17 protein-coding genes are annotated in these 20806 nt (G+C 43.8%); 6 read left to right on the top strand and 11 right to left on the bottom strand.

All coding sequences use genetic code 11. The annotated features are described in order from the left end of the window. Nucleotide 1 precedes the first annotated feature (1 nt). Nucleotides 2–433, bottom strand: a complete 432-nt coding sequence (locus HMPREF1551_RS10085) for a hypothetical protein (protein WP_021629032.1) — start codon at nt 431–433, stop codon at nt 2–4. 707 nt (nt 434–1140) lie between these two features. On the opposite strand from HMPREF1551_RS10085, the gene secA reads away from it, so the two are divergent. After that, complete coding sequence (secA, locus tag HMPREF1551_RS10080; protein WP_021629031.1) at nt 1141–4503, top strand: preprotein translocase subunit SecA; 3363 nt, start codon at nt 1141–1143, stop codon at nt 4501–4503. 134 nt (nt 4504–4637) lie between these two features. On the opposite strand, the gene HMPREF1551_RS10075 is transcribed toward secA, so the two are convergent. From HMPREF1551_RS10075 to obgE, 4 genes are all read right to left on the bottom strand, one after another. Next, a complete protein-coding gene (locus tag HMPREF1551_RS10075) occupies nt 4638–6839 on the bottom strand; it encodes a polyribonucleotide nucleotidyltransferase (protein WP_021629029.1) in 2202 nt (733 codons plus the stop codon). Between the two features lie 135 nt (nt 6840–6974). Beyond that, nucleotides 6975–7244 carry a 30S ribosomal protein S15 gene (rpsO, locus tag HMPREF1551_RS10070; protein ID WP_021629028.1) on the bottom strand — a complete coding sequence of 90 codons (270 nt, stop codon included), beginning with the start codon at nt 7242–7244 and terminating at the stop codon, nt 6975–6977. A gap of 91 nt (nt 7245–7335) precedes the next feature. Next, the gene (locus HMPREF1551_RS10065) at nt 7336–7806 is read right to left on the bottom strand and encodes a hypothetical protein (RefSeq protein ID WP_021629027.1); all 471 of its coding nucleotides are present in this window, start codon (nt 7804–7806) and stop codon (nt 7336–7338) included. Nucleotides 7807–7959: 153 nt separating this feature from the next. Next, nucleotides 7960–8958: a GTPase ObgE gene (obgE, locus tag HMPREF1551_RS10060; RefSeq protein WP_021629026.1), complete on the bottom strand. Its 999-nt coding sequence runs from the start codon at nt 8956–8958 to the stop codon at nt 7960–7962. Between the two features lie 227 nt (nt 8959–9185). Here obgE and purE point away from each other — a divergent pair, with 227 nt between their 5' ends. Then, nucleotides 9186–9659 carry a 5-(carboxyamino)imidazole ribonucleotide mutase gene (gene purE / locus HMPREF1551_RS10055; RefSeq protein WP_021629025.1) on the top strand — a complete coding sequence of 158 codons (474 nt, stop codon included), beginning with the start codon at nt 9186–9188 and terminating at the stop codon, nt 9657–9659. 137 nt (nt 9660–9796) lie between these two features. Here purE and HMPREF1551_RS10050 read toward each other — a convergent pair whose 3' ends face one another. The 5 genes from HMPREF1551_RS10050 to HMPREF1551_RS10030 form a co-directional block, all read right to left on the bottom strand. Further along, a complete protein-coding gene (locus tag HMPREF1551_RS10050) occupies nt 9797–10156 on the bottom strand; it encodes a diacylglycerol kinase (protein WP_021629024.1) in 360 nt (119 codons plus the stop codon). Between the two features lie 19 nt (nt 10157–10175). Next, nucleotides 10176–10496, bottom strand: a complete 321-nt coding sequence (locus HMPREF1551_RS10045; protein WP_021629023.1) for a translation initiation factor — start codon at nt 10494–10496, stop codon at nt 10176–10178. Nucleotide 10497: 1 nt separating this feature from the next. Then, nucleotides 10498–11451, bottom strand: coding sequence for a transketolase family protein (locus HMPREF1551_RS10040; protein ID WP_021629022.1), 954 nt, complete (start codon nt 11449–11451; stop codon nt 10498–10500). Between the two features lie 6 nt (nt 11452–11457). Then, nucleotides 11458–11835, bottom strand: coding sequence for a hypothetical protein (locus HMPREF1551_RS10035; protein ID WP_021629021.1), 378 nt, complete (start codon nt 11833–11835; stop codon nt 11458–11460). Between the two features lie 177 nt (nt 11836–12012). Further along, complete coding sequence (locus HMPREF1551_RS10030; protein ID WP_021629020.1) at nt 12013–14574, bottom strand: TonB-dependent receptor; 2562 nt, start codon at nt 14572–14574, stop codon at nt 12013–12015. A 306-nt stretch (nt 14575–14880) separates the two neighbouring features. On the opposite strand from HMPREF1551_RS10030, the gene HMPREF1551_RS10025 reads away from it, so the two are divergent. Together HMPREF1551_RS10025 and HMPREF1551_RS10020 are read left to right on the top strand one after the other, a co-directional pair. After that, nucleotides 14881–16131 (top strand): dihydroorotase, encoded by a 1251-nt coding sequence (locus HMPREF1551_RS10025; protein WP_021629019.1) that lies wholly within the window; start codon nt 14881–14883, stop codon nt 16129–16131. A 141-nt stretch (nt 16132–16272) separates the two neighbouring features. Further along, a complete protein-coding gene (locus HMPREF1551_RS10020) occupies nt 16273–16926 on the top strand; it encodes an alpha/beta hydrolase (protein ID WP_021629018.1) in 654 nt (217 codons plus the stop codon). A gap of 23 nt (nt 16927–16949) precedes the next feature. On the opposite strand, the gene HMPREF1551_RS10015 is transcribed toward HMPREF1551_RS10020, so the two are convergent. After that, nucleotides 16950–17654, bottom strand: coding sequence for a phosphoadenylyl-sulfate reductase (locus HMPREF1551_RS10015; RefSeq protein WP_021629017.1), 705 nt, complete (start codon nt 17652–17654; stop codon nt 16950–16952). Between the two features lie 218 nt (nt 17655–17872). Here HMPREF1551_RS10015 and HMPREF1551_RS10010 point away from each other — a divergent pair, with 218 nt between their 5' ends. Together HMPREF1551_RS10010 and mutS are read left to right on the top strand one after the other, a co-directional pair. Next, entirely contained in the window at nt 17873–18148 is a 276-nt protein-coding gene (locus HMPREF1551_RS10010) for a twin-arginine translocase TatA/TatE family subunit (protein WP_021629016.1), read from the top strand. 3 nt (nt 18149–18151) lie between these two features. Then, nucleotides 18152–20746, top strand: a complete 2595-nt coding sequence (gene mutS, locus HMPREF1551_RS10005) for a DNA mismatch repair protein MutS (RefSeq protein ID WP_021629015.1) — start codon at nt 18152–18154, stop codon at nt 20744–20746. Nucleotides 20747–20806 lie beyond the last annotated feature (60 nt).

Here is a 20806-nt window from a genome sequence, read left to right as displayed (position 1 = left end):
CTCATGAGACTATCGGTATGTTGGTTCCTCTGATAAAGCGTCTCTTTTTAGGTTTAGATCTTTGTTTGGGAACTATAGAAGGTTTTTTTGACAATTCAACCGATAGTTCTACAGAAGCATCCTTACATTTTGTAGGTGTTGCAGCATTTTTTGTAGGCATTGTATTATTTTCTGTAGCATTTATCATCTTCTCTTCAGCTATCTTTATATCATCTGTAGAAGTTTTAATAATTTCTGTAGGAGTTTTCCTATTTTCTGTAGAAGCTATCCTACTTTCCGTAGGAGCTTCCTCCTCATCCCATTCCTCAATACTCATAAGCGCTTTGATAGCGCTAAGTTGTTCTCGTATCGCAGGATAAACCGTTTTCTCGCCCTGCTGTTGTGGCTGTCCATTGGCTATGCCCCATAGCACTTGTATAAGTTGTTTTTTCATCTTGTTAGGGTTTTATAGAAATCATAAAATTAAAAGAGTCTGATAATCTTTTAAGTTGCAAAATTACAACATTTTAAAAGTAAAGTCAATAAGTAGCAGCACTAATAAATTGTTAATTATTAATAATGCGAATCAATAGTTGAAAAATGGATTATAGTTAATTTGTATGATTGTCAAAGGTTTTTTGTGACATCCCCCTAGCCCCCCTCAAGGGGAAAGTCCGCGAGAGCGGAGTATGTGATGTAGGATACCGTTGAACTATCATGCTGGTTATCAGCATATTTAGGTTGAACTTTCACCACCCTGCTTGATACCACTCCGTAACTCCCCCCTTGAGGGAAGTCCGCGAGAGCGGAGTATGTGAGGGGGATGTAAAAAAAAATATATTGAATATCAATGAATTACTATATAAAGTGTATTGTTTTAACTATTGATTCGCATCTATAAAAGAAAGGCACGAGTTGTAAGGTTTGCACCAGCAGAATGAAAAATACAATACGTGTAGAGGGGGAATAAAAGACTAATGAATTATATTGAAAATCAATAATTTACCTATACAAATCTTTCATTATCAGCTAAAACTGAAAAAATGTCAGTTTTTTTAGATTAGTAACCGATATTTTTTGTACTTTTGTCAGCTAAAACAACTATGGTATATTTTTTGAGATGTTTATTCGTTTTTTAAATTAAATATATAAATACATTTTATGAGTTTGATAAGTTCACTAATAAAAATCTTTGTCGGTGATAAGGCCAAGAAAGATATGAAAGAGATTGCCCCTTTGGTGGAGCAAATCAATGCCCATCAGAGGGAATACAAGTCCTTGAGTAATGATGAATTACGTGCCAAGACGATAGCTTTCAAGGAACGTATTGCAGCGGCTCGCTCCGAGTACGAACAAAAAATACAGCACTTCAAGGAACAAGCTGATGCTACCGATGACATCGAACAAAAAGAAGATTTTTATTCTGAAATAGACAAGCTAACCGATGAGGCTTACAAGGCTGGAGAAAAAGTACTTAACGAAATCCTACCTGAAGCCTTCGCCGTGGTGAAGGAAACCGCTCAGCGCTTTGTGGATAATCCTACTCTTGAGGTGACTGCAACTCCCTTCGACCGAGAGCTGGCCTCCCAGAAAGACTATGTAAGCACAGAGGGGGACAAAGCCTTTTGGAAGAACTCTTGGGATGCCGCCGGAAAGGCCATCACTTGGGATATGGTGCATTACGATGTACAGCTCATCGGGGGGATCGCCCTACACCAAGGAAAAATTGCCGAGATGCAAACAGGGGAAGGAAAAACCTTAGTGGCTACCTTACCTCTTTATCTCAATGCGCTTACTGGCAATGGGGTACACCTGGTGACAGTGAATGACTACTTGGCACGCCGAGATAGCGCTTGGATGGCGCCTCTTTTCCAGTTCCATGGCCTCCGTGTAGAATGTATTGATAACTACCAACCTAACTCCGCCGGCCGCCGTATGGCCTATGCAGCCGATATCACCTATGGTACTAATAACGAATTTGGTTTCGACTACCTACGTGACAATATGGCACATACCCCTGACGAGCTGGTACAGCGCCCCCATAACCATGCCATAGTCGATGAGGTGGATTCTGTACTTATCGATGATGCTCGTACCCCGCTGATTATCTCCGGGCCTATGCCTCGCGGAGAGTTTCACGAATTTGACGTATTCAAACCCGCTGTAGAGGCCTTGGTGGAGAAACAACGCAAACACCTAACCAATGTCTTGGCCGAGGCTAAAAAGCTCATCTTAGAAGGAAATACCAAAGAAGGAGGGGTGCTCCTTCTACGTGTGCACCGTGGATTGCCCAAGAACAAGGCACTTATCAAGTTCCTAAGCGAAGAGGGTATGAAGCAGCTCCTTCAGAAAACAGAAAACTACTACATGCAGGATAACAACCGTGAGATGCACAAGATAGATGAGGATCTCCTCTTTGTTATCAACGAAAAAAACAACCAAATAGAGCTTACCGATAAGGGAATCAACGAAATGTCACAGGGAGAAGACAAAAACTTCTTCGTAATGCCTGATATAGGTGCAGAAATCGCCAATATCGAAAAACAAAACCTCTCCAAAGAGGAAGAAAACGCCCTGAAAGATAAGCTATACCAAGAATTTGGTGAGAAAAGCGAACGTATCCACACTGTAAACCAATTGCTCAAGGCCTATACCCTTTTCGAAAAGGATATAGAATACGTGGTGATCGACAACAAAGTGTTGATCGTGGATGAGCAAACCGGACGTATCATGGATGGTCGTCGCTATTCCGACGGACTTCACCAGGCTATTGAAGCCAAAGAAAACGTACAGGTGGAAGCAGCTACCCAAACCTATGCAACCATCACCCTACAGAACTACTTCCGCATGTATCGCAAGCTTTCGGGTATGACCGGTACAGCCACTACCGAAGCTGGTGAGTTTTGGGAAATCTACAAGCTGGATGTGATGGAAATTCCTACCAACCGTCCTATTGCCCGCAAAGACCAAAATGACCAAATCTATAGAACCAAACGTGAGAAATACAATGCGGTGATTGAAGAGGTTGTCAGCCTCTCTCAGGCCGGCAGACCGGTGCTTATCGGTACCACCTCTGTGGAGGTATCTGAACTCTTGAGCCGTATGCTTAAGCTCCGCAATATTCCTCATAATGTATTGAACGCCAAGCTCCACAAGAAAGAAGCAGAGATCGTCGCCGAAGCTGGTAAGAAGGGCGTGGTAACGATAGCCACCAACATGGCCGGACGTGGTACGGATATTAAGCTCACCGATGAGGTGAAAGCAGCCGGTGGTTTGGCCATTATCGGTACCGAAAGACACGATTCACGCCGTGTGGATAGGCAGTTGCGCGGTCGTTCTGGTCGTCAGGGTGACCCCGGTAGCTCCAAGTTCTTCGTTTCCTTCGAGGACAACCTAATGCGCCTCTATGGTATGGAACGCGCCATCAAGTTCCTCGACCGCTTAGGACAAGGCCTCAAGGAAGGAGAGGTATTGGAACACCCTATCATCACTAAAAACGTAGAAAAAGCACAGAAAAAAGTAGAGGAAAACAACTTCGGTATCCGTAAGCGCTTGCTCGAATACGATGATGTGATGAATGTACAGCGCGAGGTAATCTATAAGCGCCGTCGCCATGCCCTCTATGGGGAACGCCTACAGGTGGATATCGCCAATATTATCTATGATACCCTCGAAACTATCTTGGAAAGCAACAAGCCCGGTAATGATTATAAAAACTTTGAGTACGAGCACTTTAAGTACTTTGGTATACAACCTATTGTCTCTGAAGAAGAGTTCCACAAGAAGTCGATCAAGGATCTGACCAAGCTCCTCTATCCAGAGCTACTCACCCTATACAAAGCACATAGTGAGACTAATGCGACTATAGCTTATCCTGTGATCAAACAGGTATACGAAGATCCAAATAACCAGTTCGAACGTATTGTAGTCCCCTTCACTGATGGACAGAAAGGACTCAATATCGCAACCGACCTCAAGGAAGCCTATGAAAGCGGTGGAAAGCAAATTATTATAGACTTTGAAAAGAATATCTCCTTGGCCATCATCGATGATGCTTGGAAGACCCATCTTCGCCAAATGGACGAACTCAAACAATCCGTTCAGCTGGCTACTCATGAGCAGAAAGACCCCTTGCTTATCTATAAGCTCGAGGCCTATAACCTCTTCAAGGATATGGTAGATAAGGTCAATAAAGAGATTGTAGCCTTCCTATTCCATGCACACCTACCCCAAGCAGAACCTGCCATCGAGCAAGCCCATGAGGTGAAACGTGCTCCTGAGCAATTACAGACCAGCAAGGAAGAGGTACTTAATTCTGACGAACTCGCCCAAAGAAACCGAGAAGCTGGACAGCAGGCCTCCCCTGCCCCACAAGTAACCGAACCTATTGTACGAGATCAACCGAAAATAGGGCGCAATGACAAGGTGACTATCCAAAATATTCGCAATGGAGAAATCAAGGAAATGAAGTACAAACAAGCCATTCCTTTCTTGGAAAAAGGAGATTGGGTACTCAAGCGCTAAGGCTCTGATCATACACTATACTAAAAAAGAAGTAACCCGATCGGGTTACTTCTTTTTTTGATAAGATAGTCAAAAGAAAAAAATGAAGTATTACTAAGTAACACTTCATTTTTAATTTATTATTCATTCAAAGGCTATTTCTTATCCTTTTTGAAATGCGGTTTGTCCTTTCTTTCCTTATCAGAGTGAGGCCTTTCCTTGTCATGAGGTCTTTCACGCTTTTCAAGATTTTCAGGACGTGGTAAGAGTGCCTTACGAGATACACGGGTTTTCTTAGTCTTAGGATCGATACCCAAGTACTTCACTTCGATGATATCTCCTTCCTTAAGCACATCGGATGGATTTTCCACACGTTCCCAAGCTATTTCAGATACATGTAGGAGTGAATCCTTACCAGGTACAAATTCTACAAAAGCACCAAAATCCACCAATCGAGCCACTCGCACCTTGTATATTTCCCCTTCTACAGGTTCGAAAGATACATGGTATACCGCATCTACAGCTTCTTGGATACCATCGGCATCCGTACCGAGGATTTCTACAATACCCAACTCGCCTACTTCCTCTACCACAATCGTTGTTTTGGTACGTGCTTGTAGGTCTTGGATATTCTTACCTCCTGTACCGATAAAGGCACCGATGTATTCCTTAGGCATTTCAAGGCGAACAATCTTAGGCGCATGAGGCTTCACAGTTGGGTTCGGTTCAGCTATTGTTTCAGTGATTTTACCCAAGATGTGCATACGACCTTCACGAGCTTGCTCCAAGGCTTTTTCGAGAATTTCATAGGTAAGTCCTTTGATCTTGATATCCATTTGGCAGGCAGTGATCCCGTCTTTGGTACCAGTGACCTTGAAGTCCATATCTCCTAAGTGGTCTTCGTCCCCTAAGATATCCGAAAGTACCGCGTATTTATCCCCATCGGTGATAAGCCCCATGGCAATACCTGAAACCGGTTTTTTCATTTGGATACCCGCATCCATAAGGGCTAAGGTACCAGCACATACGGTAGCCATAGAAGAAGAACCATTGGATTCCAAAATCTCGGATACCACACGTACGGTATAAGGGCAATCCTCTGGAATCATACGCTTGAGGGCACGTTGGGCAAGGTTTCCATGTCCTACCTCACGACGAGAGGTACCTCTAAGAGGGCGTGCTTCGCCTGTGGAGAAAGGAGGAAAGTTATAATGCAAGTAGAAACGTTCTTCTCCTTGTTCAGAAGGAATATCGATCACGTTGGCCTCACGCGAAGTACCCAAGGTCACGGTAGTGAGGGACTGTGTTTCCCCACGGGTAAAGATAGCCGAACCATGAGGAGAAGGCAAGTAGCCTACCTCACACCAAATAGGACGTATTTGCTTGGTATTTCTACCATCTAAGCGGAGGTCTTCATTAAGAATCAAGTTGCGCACCGCCTCTTTTTGAGCTTTAGAGAAGTATTTGCTTATCAAGGCAGCATGTTCTTCTTGTTCCTCCTCGGTGAAAAGCGCTTTGCAGTCCTCTTTTACCGCATCGAACTTATCGCTACGCTCATGCTTGGTCGTATTTTCCTTGGCGATAGCATAGCATTTGTCATAGCAGAAGTCGTACACCTTCTTAGCTACCTCTTCGTTTTCCTGAGGTACTTCATAGGCACGTATCGCTTTTCCTACTTGAGCGCGAAGGCGTTCCTGAGCTTCTATCTGTACTTTGATAGCCTCATGAGCGAAGTGGATGGCATCGGCCATATCTTTTTCAGAAACCTCATCCATCTCGCCTTCTACCATGGCTACAAACTCCTTAGAAGCCCCAACCATGATATCCATGTCGGATTCGGCCAATTGCTGGGTACTGGGGTTAATGATGAACTGCCCATTGATACGTCCTACACGTACCTCAGAGATAGGCCCATCGAAAGGAATATCCGATACTGCCAAGCAAGCCGAAGCAGCCAATCCTGCTAGGGCATCAGGCATCACATTTTCATCGTGAGACATCAGCTGAATCATCACCTGTACCTCACAGTAATATTCCTTAGGGAATAGCGGACGCAAAACCCTATCCACCAAGCGCATCGTCAAGATTTCTTGGTCGCTGGGGCGTGCCTCACGTTTGAAGAAGCCACCAGGGAAGCGACCTGCAGCGGCAAATTTCTCGCGATAATCCACCGTTAGGGGAAGGAAGTCCACCCCTTCTCCCGCTTCTTTGTTGGCCACTACGGTAGCCAGGAGCATAGCGTTACCCATTTGTACCACCACAGCACCATCTGCCTGCTTGGCGAGCTTGCCCGTTTCTATGGAAATAGTACGTCCATCACCAAGAGCAATAATTTCTTTTTTTACTTCTGGAATCATAAAAGTTTTTATTAAAAATGAAACAAATAGTGTTGTGTTGTGTGTTTTACGTTTATTTCCAATGAAAAACTGCTATTTTATGGCCTTTTATATAGACAAAAAGGGGCATAAAGCCCCTTTTGTATGATTACAAAATTATTTTCGGATGCCTAATTCCTTGATAATAGCACGGTATCTCTCGATATCTTTTTCTTTGAGATAGTCCAGTAGGCTTCTGCGCTTACCTACGAGCTTCACCAAGGAGCGTTGGGTGTTATAGTCTTTGCGATTGGTACGCAAGTGCTCCGTTAAGTGGTTGATTCGGAAGGTGAAAAGGGCTATTTGTCCTTCAGCGGATCCAGTGTTGGTCTCGCTACCACCATGTTTTTTGAAGATTTCTGCTTTGGTTTCTTTTGTTAGATACATTCCAATATTATTTAATGATTATTATGTATTTTAAATCGGGGGCAAAGGTAATATAAATATTTTTCACATACAACTTTTTTTAAAAAAATATTTAATCATCCTCGTCGTCCTCCTCTTCGTCATCATCTTCTTCATTGTCATCCTCTTCGTCCTGATCCTCCTCATCCTCTTCGTCATAATCATCTTTGTAATCGTCCTCCTCGTCATCTTCCTCTTCCTCGTCATCATCATCCAAGTGAGATGATGTCTTAGAAATGTCCTTTTTCTTACGTAGGGCGAGTTCGTCCTCTCTGGACATTTCTAAGGTGTCGGCCTGTATACCCTCTCCATAATAGTCATCATCATCTTCATCATAACGTTCCATCGTGGAAGCCAAGCGAGTACTTACCTTTACCAAATAAATGGTATCCTCGGTACGAACCTCAAGTGCCTCTACGGTCTCGTTTTTAGCATTTTTGAATCGGATAACATCGTGATCCTGATAGCCTTCTGGATACTTCTCCACCAGCAAGGCTAAGATGTCTTTCGTTAGTTTTTTATAGTCTACTATGGCTCTTTTCATTTGTAGCCTTTTTTAAGTTTTTAAGCGGCGCAAAATTAAAAGAAAAAAACTATTTTGATACAATCTTGTCGATTAAATAAATGTTATTTTTGTTTCTTTAATTTAAGTTTTTTTGTGACTTTTAGCCTATTTTCAAGTATTAATTTACCATAATTATTGAAGCGCTTTCCACAATTTGTCTTTCAGAGACATAATTCCTTGTTCTGCTACGGAGGAAATAAAGCAATAAGGGAGGTGCAAATCGGCTATTTTTAACTCTGTTTCTATCAACTCTTTAAGCTCCTGATCTAAGAGATCCGCTTTGGAAACAGCAAGGATACGTTGCTTATCCAATAGCTCAGGATTATAGCGTTCGAGCTCACGCAGAAGGATATGATATTCCTCTACTATATTGGGGCTATCGGCAGGGACGAGGAAGAGTAGCACCGAATTACGCTCTATATGACGTAGGAAATAGTGCCCCAAGCCCTTTCCTTCAGAAGCCCCTTCTATAATTCCAGGAATATCAGCTATAACGAAGGATTGGAAATCACGATACTGTACAATCCCTAAATTGGGCTTAAGAGTAGTGAAAGGATAGTCGGCTATTTTGGGCTTGGCCGAAGTCAGTACCGATAGCAGAGTGGACTTGCCCGCATTAGGAAAACCTACCAAGCCTACATCGGCCAAGACTTTCAGCTCTAAGAGCAGTTCGCGCTCCTCCCCGGGGATACCTGGCTGCGCATAGCGTGGAGTCTGGTTGGTGGAAGTACGGAAATGCCAGTTGCCCAGTCCGCCTTTGCCCCCTTTGAGGGCTATTTTCTCTTCCTTATCCTCGGTAATCTCAAAAAGCGGTTCGTCGGTTAGGGCATCCTTGACGATGGTTCCCAGCGGCACTTCTAAGTACACACTCGCTCCATCGGCACCGGTACTGCGATTGGCACCACCGTCCCCCCCATGTTCAGCACGGAAGTGCTGTTGGAACTTAAAGTTGATGAGTGTCCATAGGTTCTTGTTGCCACGGATAATAATGTCGCCTCCGCGCCCTCCGTCACCCCCATCAGGACCGCCTTTTTCTACAAATTTTTCCCTATGTAGGTGGGTGGAGCCTTTGCCCCCATTGCCGGATCGAACATATACTTTTACGTAATCGGTGAAATTTCCTTCTGTCATAAATTTAATTAGTTTTAAAAGTGATAATTTGCCAATTAGATAATTTGTCAATGAGACAATTAGACAATGAACTCATTGACAAATTGGCAAATTAACTCATTACCAAATTAGCAAATTGACAAATTGGCTCATTATCAAATTAGTTTATTGAGTTAATTAATCATTAATCATTACCTCATTAATCATTAATTTTGTATCTTTGCTTTCTATTTTAATTTATTATTGTAATGAAAGTAGCTGTAGTCATGGGAAGTCAGAGTGATCTTCCCGTCATGCAAGAAGCCATAGACTTCTTAAAAGAGATGCAAATCCCTGTTTTAGTGGATATTGTTTCTGCCCATCGCACCCCTGAGAAGCTAATTTCCTTTGGGAAAAATGCCCATTTGGAGGGGATAGATGTGATTATCGCAGGAGCAGGAGGGGCGGCACACCTTCCTGGTATGCTTGCAGCTGTAAGCCCGCTGCCTGTAATTGGGGTGCCTATCAAGAGCCGTAACTCAATAGACGGGTGGGACTCTGTACTTTCTATCTTGCAAATGCCCGCAGGAGTACCCGTGGCTACGGTCGCGCTGAATGGAGCTAAGAATGCAGGGATTCTCGCTGCCCAGATTTTGGGGGTTGCTCACAAAGAGATACAAGAGAGAATCTCCCAATACAAAAAATCGTTGGAAGCAGCAGTTTTAATGATTAATGTTCAATGATTAATGATATGAATCAATAGTTAAAATATTATTTGCTAACTTTATAAGACGCGATAAATTGCGCCTCTGCACAGATGCTGGCAAAGACAATTCTTTGGACTATACAATTATTTTCTACTATTGATTGGCATTAATCATTATATCAGGTATGGTATATAAATAAACGCTAATACGGCTACCACAGCGAGGAATATCATGGTGACGGCTCCTGCGGCGATGTCCTTGATCTCTCCTATTTTCTGATGAAAATCGGGGTGGACAAAGTCGCAGAGCTTCTCCAAGCCTGTATTAAGTCCCTCAACGGCTAAGAGGGCTCCAAAAGCTAAAAACTGAAACATCCATTGGTCAGTAGTAATCTGAAAATACAACCCCAAGCCTACAAATAACAAACAGCCTATGCTATGGGTAATAATGGCATCTTCGGTACGAATGAGCAGCCAAAACCCCTGTAAGGCATACCCCATACTCTTGATACGCCCGATTATAAATTTCTTCATTTTCAATATGTTATAAAACTTACCCTCCTACTCTTTTTACCTTAAAGCCTTTTTCCTTGAGAAATTCCATAATCTTATCACGATAATCCCCTTGAATGATAATTTTTTCTTTCTTCACGGATCCCCCTACTCCTAAGCGGGTTTTAAGTTCCTTGGCCAATAATTTGAAATCGGCATCGGCACCGGTGTAGCCCTCAATCAGGGTGAGAGGCTTGCCATTGCATTTTTCGTATTTGCATAAGAGAGGGTCGTCCTGTAGCCAAATATTGGAGGTCGGTTCTTCGGGGAGTACTTCCTCCTTGTGGTCAGGAAATAGCTTTTGGAGTTGTTCTCTGAGCATCTTATTTTCTTTTAAGCACCTTTTCTACAGCCCTAAGGATACCCTCCTTATCAAGACCATATTTTTTCATTAGCTCGGCAGGAGTACCACTTTCTCCGAAGGTATCATTGACCGCTACGAACTCTTGTGGTACAGGGTAGTGCTGTGCCAATACACGGGCTACACTCTCCCCTAAGCCCCCATAGTAGTTGTGTTCCTCACAGGTTACCACCGCTTTGGTCTTACGAGCAGAAGCCAGTATCATTGCTTCGTCCAAAGGCTTAATGGTGTGAATATCAATCACCTCTGCCGAAATTCCTCTTTGTTCCAAGGCCTCACAAGCTAAGAGGGCTTCCCATACGAGGTGGCCTGTGGCAATGATGGTCACATCGGTACCTTCGTTGAGCAATAGGCCTTTACCTATCTCAAAGGTTTGGTTTTCTGGGGTAAAATTAGGCACCGCAGGGCGGCCAAAACGCAAGTACACCGGCCCTACATAGTCGGCTATAGCAAGGGTAGCGGCCTTGGTCTGGTTATAATCACAAGGGTTGATAACCACCATATTGGGCAACATCTTCATCAGCCCTATGTCCTCTAATATTTGGTGGGTAGCACCGTCCTCACCGAGGGTCAATCCCGCGTGGGAGGCACACACCTTTACATTCTTGTTGGAATACGCGATAGACTGGCGTATTTGGTCATATACACGTCCGGTGGAGAAGGCGGCAAAAGTACCAGTAAAAGGAATCTTCCCTCCTATGGTAAGGCCAGCGGCGATGCCCATCATATTGGCCTCGGCGATGCCCACTTGGAAGAAGCGAGTAGGGTTCTCCTCTTGGAATTTCTCCATTTTGAGAGAGCCAATAAGGTCGGCACAAAGCGCCACTACATTCGGGTTTTTACGTCCCAGTTCGGCAAGTCCTGCACCGAAACCACTTCGAGTGTCCTTTTTGCCTGTATCGGTATATTTTTTCATCAGATGTTATTTTTTAACGTTTTTATTTTCCTTTTTAAACCTATCTTTGAGTTCCACAAAAAGAAGACTCAACAACATAAAAGGGATGGTGAACAGCCTAAAGAGTGCCTCTCCCACTTTCCCTATTTGGGTCTCTTCTACCTTAAACGCCCCTTGATACAGTTCGTTACGCCTGTAATAGTCGGCAAAACGTCCTGTCATAAGCAGTTCTGCTATCAAGGGTCTGGCAGGCTCATATTGGTGGGTGATCCCTAAAGTATCTATAGCATAGGTTATCACAAATAGTGACTCCTTAAAGGCTGTTTCTTTTTGAACAAATGGCAGTAAAGTATCCAGCAGGGAAGGTGGGGTGAGACAAATGGCCATGATTTGTATCGTCTCCATGAGGTTTGAAATCCTGTAGCGGCTGCGGATCTATCCCTTTTGTTTCCAACAGAGTAGTCAGTTTCATAATGCTTACTTTCGGCGTGCAAAGATACTATTTTTAATTCTATTAGACAAAAAAACTTTGCCAGCGTTTTTGCGCTGACAAAGTTCTATGAAAGATGTAAAAAATTCCAACTACCAAGTATAGGAGAGCCCTCCTATGATGTTTCTTCCTACCCCAGGGATAAAGTTGGTTTTATCATCAGGAGTAGGTGCAGGATTAAGGGGTCTAGGAGGATTAGGTGCGGTAACTTCCGCTTGTACCAAATAACTAGAAGCATATACCTTATCAGCTAAGTTATTACCCTGCAAGAAGAAAGTCCATTGGCCTTTTTTGTAACCCAAGCGAGCCCCTACAAGGCTGTAAGGATCTTGGTATAAAGTATTCTTATGGTCAATAGGGGTCTTTATAGGAAGGGATTCGAGATTTACCTCAGCAAAGATCCCTATAGGGTGCTTGTAGGTAAGTGCTGTAAAGAGGTAATGGGTAGGGATACCTGCGATTTGGTTGCCCTTAAGCTCTCCCCCGTCAAAGAAAAAGTCGCTATAGTTATAGTTTACCGAAAGGGTAAAGGTATCTTCTTTGGCAGAGAACACATGAGTAAGGAAAGTAGATTGCAAACCAGCTTCTACCCCTCGGTGGATAGTTGCATAAGGCGTATTAACCGTATTACCTCCTACCCCGACACTACCATCGGCGATGGTGAAGATCTCATCTTTCACCCAAGAGTGGTAAGCACTTACATTCCAAATGAAGGCCTGTCCTAAGTTCCCTTTGGTACCTAACTCAACTGTAGAGGCCTGCTGAGCCTTAAGGTCAGAGATGGTAATGGTGGTAGGTCCTGAATTAACATTAGAAGAACTATTGCTATACAGCACAGGGGGGCGATTTGGATCAGGCACAGGGGGGCGATTTGGATTAGGTATAGCACTACCTGTCAAGCGTACAATCTCCAAGAAAGTAGGAGGCTCATAGCTACGAGAGAAGTTAGCAAAAACCTGTGCACGATCATTGAGCTTGTAGATAAGCCCTACCTTAGGATTGATCGCATTGTAAGTGAAATCACCTGTTACAGGAGTAGTCACATTGGGGTTAGGCAAGGCACGAGCTTGCAAGCCATTAGGTGCAACAAAAAGGAACGGACGCTTAGCTCCTGTGAACTTATCCTCTACCTTACGAGTATCGTAGCTACCTTGTACACTTACATTCGCCAAGAGAGAAGGGGTAATCTTGTAGGTATCAGAGAGATAAGCTACAGCATGGTTGGCGGTAAGGTCTTGTTTGGCAAAAAGTGCCCCAAAGCTACCGCGATTGTTGTGGTAGCGGGACTGGTGCATCAGGCCTTGGCTGTACTGCAGGCCAAGGGTAAAATCGTTTTTCTCAGTGGTATTGGTATAAGAGAGGCGTACCCCATAGTCATTATTGAAGTCCTGACGTACCCCATTGGCTATAGGATAGGTAAAGGCATCATCGGCATATTGGTAATAAAGGGTCGCTAAGATTTGGTTATGAGCATTGATCTGATAAGCCAATTTGGTACCAAAGCGAGCGATTTTGCTGCTGCGATTTGGTTTGTCGCGTAGTACATTAGGCCCAAAAGCATAAGGAAAAGTCATCTTAGGCGCTTTGTTGATTTGCTTGCGGTCGGTTTCCATTTGCTTGCGGGTAAGCGGGCCAGGGATATCAAAATAGAGATCGGTAAAGGAGGCATAGAGACGTGCCTCGAACTTGTCGGTAAACTTACGGCCTACGTTCAGCAAAGCATTGAAGCGCTTGGAACTGTTATAAGTACGATAGCCATCGCTATGGTTATAGGAAGAAGCCACGAAAAGGTCATTGCGCCCAGCAGAGAAGCCAGAAGAGATGGTACTATTGAAGTAATTAAAGCTACCAGCTTCCATCTTTACACTGAGAGGAGAAGCGTTATAGCCATTTTTGGTTACGAAGTTCATCGCTCCACCGAGGGTAGCACCGCCATATTCGAGTGCATTAGCCCCACGATAGACCTCTACAAGGTTGCTAACTTGAGGTTCCAATACACCTATTATATAAGAACCATCGGCGAAGTTGATCGGAATCCCATCTTGAGAGAGCGCCACCCCACGAGATTGAGGATTACTTTGGATACCTGACCCACGAATATTAAGGCGTGGTTGGTCATTACCACCGAAGAAATCTTGGATAATAATCCCAGGTTCTCGCTGGAGCGCATCCTTGAGAGTTTGAGAGCGCTGAATATTAAGGTTTCTCAAGTCGGCTAAGTTGGTACCACCGGCTATTTTATCGAGTTTCACTTTAGCCAAACCTACGGAGTTGGCCACCAAACTTGGGTTATCGGAGATTACCACCGGTTGTAGTTCTACGATACCATCGAGTGTTTCTTCTGCACCTCGGCGAAGGATTGTTTCCACATAGGTAACCCTATTTTCGTTGTTTTGGAGTACCACGGGGAACTCCAAGGGCGCATAGCCCTCTTTGCTAACCTGAAGCGAAGGATGCTCATCGGAGAGGGAAAGGAGGTAGCCCCCCTTCTCGTCGGTAAGGGTCTGCTCCCCTGTAGCCACTGATTTTACCAATGCCTGGGAGATTGGTAACTTATTTTCATCAAGGATTTTACCCTTGATTTTGTATTGCGCATGGAGGGATGTCCCCAATAGAATCGCAATCCATAGTAAGAGATTTTTGAGCAAAATCATATATAAAATATTTTTTATTTAGACTTGTGCAAAATTACACATTTTTTTTGACATAACAAGCCCTTGAGAAATAAATTTATTTTTAACTATTTCACTTTATTTTCCTAAAAAAGAAGTATCAATCCATCGAAAATAGCTCTATTTTTAACATTTACATCTCATAAATAATACTAACTAAAAGAGCATTTCCTTTCCTCTAAGACAGATTTCTGTTTTATTAGAGAATTTTAACACAAAAATAACCATGAAAACACTTGCTTTTTAAAATTAAATGTACTATATTTGTGGTGAAATATAAAGGGAAATATGAAAACTTTATTAAAACACGTAACTATCATAGACAAGGCAAGTTCCCACCACGGAACGACACAAGATGTCCTGATAAAAGATGGAATTATCCAGCAGATTGCCACTGAAATTGCTTGTGAAGATGCAGACAACGTATTAAAGGATTGTTATATTTCACAAGGTTGGGCTGATAGCAGTGTATGTTTTGGGGAACCGGGTTATGAGGAGCGCGAGACCTTAGCTCACGGAGTGAAGGTAGCTTGTGAGAGTGGTTTCACTCAGGTAATGCTCAACCCTAACACGCATCCTATTACTGAAACGCGAAGCCAAGTAGGCTATCTGAAGAATGCTACCCAAGGGGCTATCACCCAATTATACCCTATAGGGGCACTTACCTTAGAGAGCAAAGGAGAATATCTAGCGGAGCTGTATGACATGCAGCAAGCAGGTGCAGTGGCTTTCGGAGACTACAAGAGGGGAATCCCTCAGGCCAACCTGCTCAAGATAGCCCTCCAGTATACCGCTCCATTTGGCGGGATTGTGATTTCCTTCCCCTGCGATCGCTCCATCATGGGCAAGGGGGTCGTGAATGAACATATCACTTCTACCCGATTGGGACTGAAGGGAATACCAGCTCTTGCAGAAGAAATTATTGTGGAGAGAGACCTCTCCATCCTCGAATACGCAGGTGGACGATTACACATTCCGACTATCTCTACTGAAAAATCTGTCGCTCTAATAGCTGCTGCCAAGGCCAAAGGCCTAGATGTAAGCTGTAGTGTGGCAGTAAGTAATCTACACCTTACAGATGAAGTCTTAGGCGACTTCAATACTGACTACAAATTACTTCCCCCTTTGCGTGATGCGCGGCAAGTAGAAGCCCTCCGCAAAGGCGTGGAAAGCGGGGTTATAGATATGGTAACTTCTGACCATTGCCCCCTTGATATAGAATGTAAAGCTAAGGAGTTCGACCTTGCAGAGTTCGGAAGCATAGGTCTTGAGGCTACCTTAGGAATTATGTTACAACACTTCTCCGTGGAAAAAACGGTGGAAATGCTTACTGCTGCTAAAAAACGTTTCTCCTTACCTGTGTCGCCTATCACAGTAGGCCAGAAAGCAGATCTAACCCTCTTTACCGATAAGGGAGAGTGGGTATTGACCAAAGATTTGATCCAATCTTCTTCTAAAAATTGTGCCTTTGTTGGTGAAAACTGCAAAGGAAAAGTCTTGGGTGTGATCTCCCAAAGAGGTCAATGGTTCTCAAGATAATGCTACTCCAACTTCTACCAAAGTATCCTATTTTATTCGTCTAACTTCTAAAGAAAAAACGCTTACAGAAAAATTATGCCCTTTTCCTATATAGTCACTATATAGGTGTATAAGCTATTTTTACCATTTTACTACCAAAAGATGAAAGGCTTCTCTTTAAATTATTTGGTAAGACCTGCTATTATAGAGCAGGAGAATGGCAAATCTCCCGCCATTTTCATGCTACATGGTTATGGACAAAACAAAGAGGAATTCTTCTCCATAGCCAACGAACTCCCACAGGAGTATATTGTCATATCGATACAAGCTCCCTATAAGCTAACTGAAAATCAGTTTTTTTGGTATGCCATTGAGCTTGGATCCTCAAAATGGTGCGATATAGTGCAAGCACAAGCCACCCAGCACAAACTTTTGACCTTCATAGGACAAGCCTGTGATCGGTTCAATATAGATATGGAACAGATCACCCTTATGGGATTTGACCAAGGGGGTATCCTCAGCCTTTCGTTAGCCCTTTCTTTCCCTAATAAGGTACAGCGTGTCATAGCTATCAATAGCTATATAGATAAGAAACTATTGAGTTTCAATTACCAAAAGAATAATTTTGAAAACCTAAAAATCTGTTTGCTACACGGTTATTCCAATGAAATTATCTCCTTGGAATGGGCTGAAGATACTATTGAGTTCTTCAAGAAGCACCATATTTCGTATAGTTACCAAACATTTTCTTCAGGACATGTCTTTTCGGCCGAGATGTTCTATGCGATGAAAACCTGGATAGAACAAGAAGAATAAATGTGATTTTGTAATTTTTGTGATCATTTGTGGATATGTAATCCACACTCTTTATTGGATTTGTGCTCCCACCACCAGCGACCTGCGCGGAAGTCTTCCCCTTCCTTGATGGCACGAGTGCAGGGGGCACAGCCAATACTGGGATACCCTTTGTCATGCAAGGGGTTATAGGGAATACCACGGCTGCGAAGGAAGGCCATCACCTGATCGGTTTTCCAGTGCAACAGTAAGTGTACCTTGATAATTTGATTACTTTCGTCCCACTCCACCATAGGCATTTGCTCTCGGTGAGGAGATTGCTCGGCTCTAAGCCCGGTGATCCACACCTTATTGCCTGCCAAAGCTCGCTTGAGTGGTTCTACCTTGCGGATATGACAACAAGCATGTCGCAGTGGAACGGACTGATAGAAGGCATTGATACCATTCTCCTGCACATACTCCTCTATCGCTTTTGCTTGGGGATAGTAAGGAGTGATCTTGGTATGGTAATACTCTTGGGTCTGCTCCCAAGTGGTGTAGGTCTCATAGAACAGACGCCCCGTATCCAAGGTAAAAATCTTGACAGGGAAATGCCCCTTGATGATAAAATCGGTAATTACCTGATCCTCCATTCCAAAACTGGTAGAGAAGACCACCTTATCGGGATAATGCTCGGTAAGCAGCGCAAGTATTTCTGATTCAGAAAGGGAGACTGTCTTATGGAGCAAGGCTTCTATTTCACAATTCATTATACTGTGTTTGGAAATGCAAAAATACGAAAAATAATCGTTCATGACTTATAGTTAATGGTTAATTCATCCTTTGTTTTCTATAAATTATTTTAGATTATATACAAATAACTACAATCTCTTGATAATAGGCTCTTTATATTTTAAAAATAGCTACTTTGTTTGTTTTTGAGAATTGGTATATTTTTTGTACATTTGCAAAAAATTCCTATAGATAGATGATACCACTTTTTATAAGTACTCCCGAATTGTTATTTGTCCTCTTTGTAGCGGTGATGCTCTTTGGCACCAATAAGATACCCGAAATAGCCCGTACTTTGGGTAAGGGGATGCGACAGCTAAGAGATGCCACCTCCGAAATCAAAGAAGAGATCAACAAAAGTGTAGAGAAATCAGGGATAGATACCTCCCTGATTGATGATGTAAAACAAGAGATAGAAAAAGCCAAAGAAGGCTTAGAAGACCCCTTAGGAAGTATCAAACGAAACCGATAACTCATGGCAAAGACGAGCAAAGAGACCCCCTTGATGAAACAGTATAACCAGATTAAGGCTAAGTATCCGGATGCCTTGCTACTGTTCAGGGTAGGTGATTTCTACGAGACATTCAAGGAGGATGCCGTCAAAACCTCACAAGTATTAGGCATCGTACTGACCTCCCGCAACAATGGCAGTGAGGACACTTCCCTTGCTGGATTCCCTTACCATGCCCTGAACAACTACCTTCCTAAGCTGGTCAAGGCGGGCTATAGGGTGGCTATCTGTGACCAATTGGAAGACCCTAAGCTCACCAAGACCATCGTCAAGCGCGGTGTCACAGAGCTGGTTACCCCTGGGGTGGCGCTCAATGACGATCTATTACAAACCAAAAAAAATAATTTCTTAGCCTCCATTTGGCTCGGCTCTCCCCTCTCTGGAGTATCTTTCTTGGATATTTCCACAGGGGAATACTACTTAGCTGAAGGGGATCTCCCTTGTATAGAGAAGCTACTACAGAACTTTCAGCCCAATGAGGTGCTTATCTCTAAAAAACAGCGCCAAGAAATCGAAGAGGCCTTCGGCAGCAGCTGGCACTATTTTGGTCTGGAAGACTGGGTCTACAAAGAAGACTTCGCTTACCAAGCCCTTACCAAACAGTTCCAAACCAATTCCTTGAAAGGTTTTGCGGTAGAGCAGATGCGCCATGGGTGGATCAGTGCAGGAGCCATTCTGCACTATCTGTCCGAGACCCAGCATCATCAGTTACAGCATATCACCCATATCAAGCGCATTGTCAGCGACGAATATGTATGGATGGACAAGTTCACCATACGAAACTTAGAGCTATATGGAGGAGGCCAAGCAGATAGTGTAGGTCTCTTGGAGGTGATAGACAAGACCCTCACCCCCATGGGCAGTCGCCTACTAAGGCGTTGGCTCGCCCTACCCCTGACCCAGCTTAGCCAAATCCAACAGCGCCATCAGGTAGTACATACCCTTGTTACACATGCTTCCCTTAGAGAACAAGTAAGCTCTCACTTACAGAAAGTCAATGACATAGAACGGCTTCTCTCCAAGATAGCCACCGGAAAGATTACTCCTCGAGAGCTTATCTACCTGAAGAACGCTCTGCTGGCTATACTCCCCCTGAAGGCACTCCCCCTTCCCAAGGAAGAGGAAGCCCTTAGGCAGCTTATAGAACGTATCGAAGACCTACAATCGCTATGCGAGAAAATAGCTTGTACCCTTGACGAGGAAGCTCCGGTAAATATCCTTAAGGGCAATACGATTCGCGAAGGCTTCTCCGCCGAGCTGGACGAGCTGCGCCACCTCTCGCACTCGGGTAAGGAATACCTCAATCAGCTATTGGAACGTGAGATCGCTCAGACTCATATTTCGTCCCTGAAGATAGATAGCAACAATGTTTTTGGCTACTACTTCGAAGTGCGCAATGTACACAAAGACAAAGTCCCCGCCCACTGGATACGCAAACAGACCCTTGTGAATGCCGAACGCTATATCAGTGAAGAACTCAAGGAATATGAGGAAAAAATCCTCCATGCTCAGGAGCGTATTTCAGCTTTGGAACAGGAATATTTCAGCACTTTGGTTCAGGAGATCATCACCTATATTGCCCCCATTCAGCGGACAGCTGTCGTGATCGGTGAGATAGACACCCTCTGTGGGTTTGCCACCTTGGCCATAGAACGTGGATATACCCTCCCCCAGTTGGACAACTCCCTCACGATTGAGCTCAAAGAGGCGCGCCACCCCGTGATAGAGCAGCAGCTCCCCCCCACTCAGCCCTATATTGCCAATGATATCTATCTTGATAATGAAAGCCAACAGATTATGATGATCACCGGGCCCAACATGAGTGGTAAGTCAGCCTTACTGAGACAGACCGCCCTGATCGTCCTCTTGGCACAGATAGGCAGTTTTGTCCCTGCCCAGCAAGCAAAAATAGGCATCGTAGATAAAATATTCACCCGTGTAGGTGCCAGTGACAATATCTCCCAGGGAGAATCCACCTTCATGGTCGAGATGAATGAGGCAGCCCTGATTCTCAATAACCTCTCCCAGCGGAGTCTAATTCTTTTGGACGAGATAGGTCGTGGTACCAGCACCTATGATGGTATTTCCATTGCTTGGGCTATAGCGGAGTATCTTCATGAACATCCTACTCATGCCAAGACCCTCTTTGCCACTCACTATCACGAACTCAATGAGATGCAAAATGAGTTTGCCCGAATCAAGAATTTCTCCGTATCGGTCAAGGAAGTCAAGGGGAGTATCCTTTTTTTGCGCAAGCTTGTGGAGGGTGGTAGCGAACACAGCTTCGGTATTCATGTAGCCAAAATGGCCGGAATGCCGACCTATGTAATAGAAAAGGCAGAAAAAGTCCTTCAGAAATTAGAGAAAACCCACCAGTTAGAAGACCATAAAGAGCAACTTAAGAATAACAAAGAAGGCATGCAGCTGAGTTTCTTCCAATTGGACGATCCCCTCTTGGAAAGTATCAAAGAACAGCTCATTCATACCGATATAGACAATCTCACCCCTATAGAGGCACTGATGAAGCTCAATAGTATTAAGAAAATGCTCAAGAAGTAGTGACTAACGACAAGTGACCAACGACTAATGACAAACGACTAATGACAAACGACTAATGAG

The organism is Capnocytophaga sp. oral taxon 863 str. F0517, from assembly GCF_000466425.1.
GTDB lineage: Bacteria > Bacteroidota > Bacteroidia > Flavobacteriales > Flavobacteriaceae > Capnocytophaga.
This window is presented reverse-complemented; position numbering and strand designations above follow the sequence as displayed.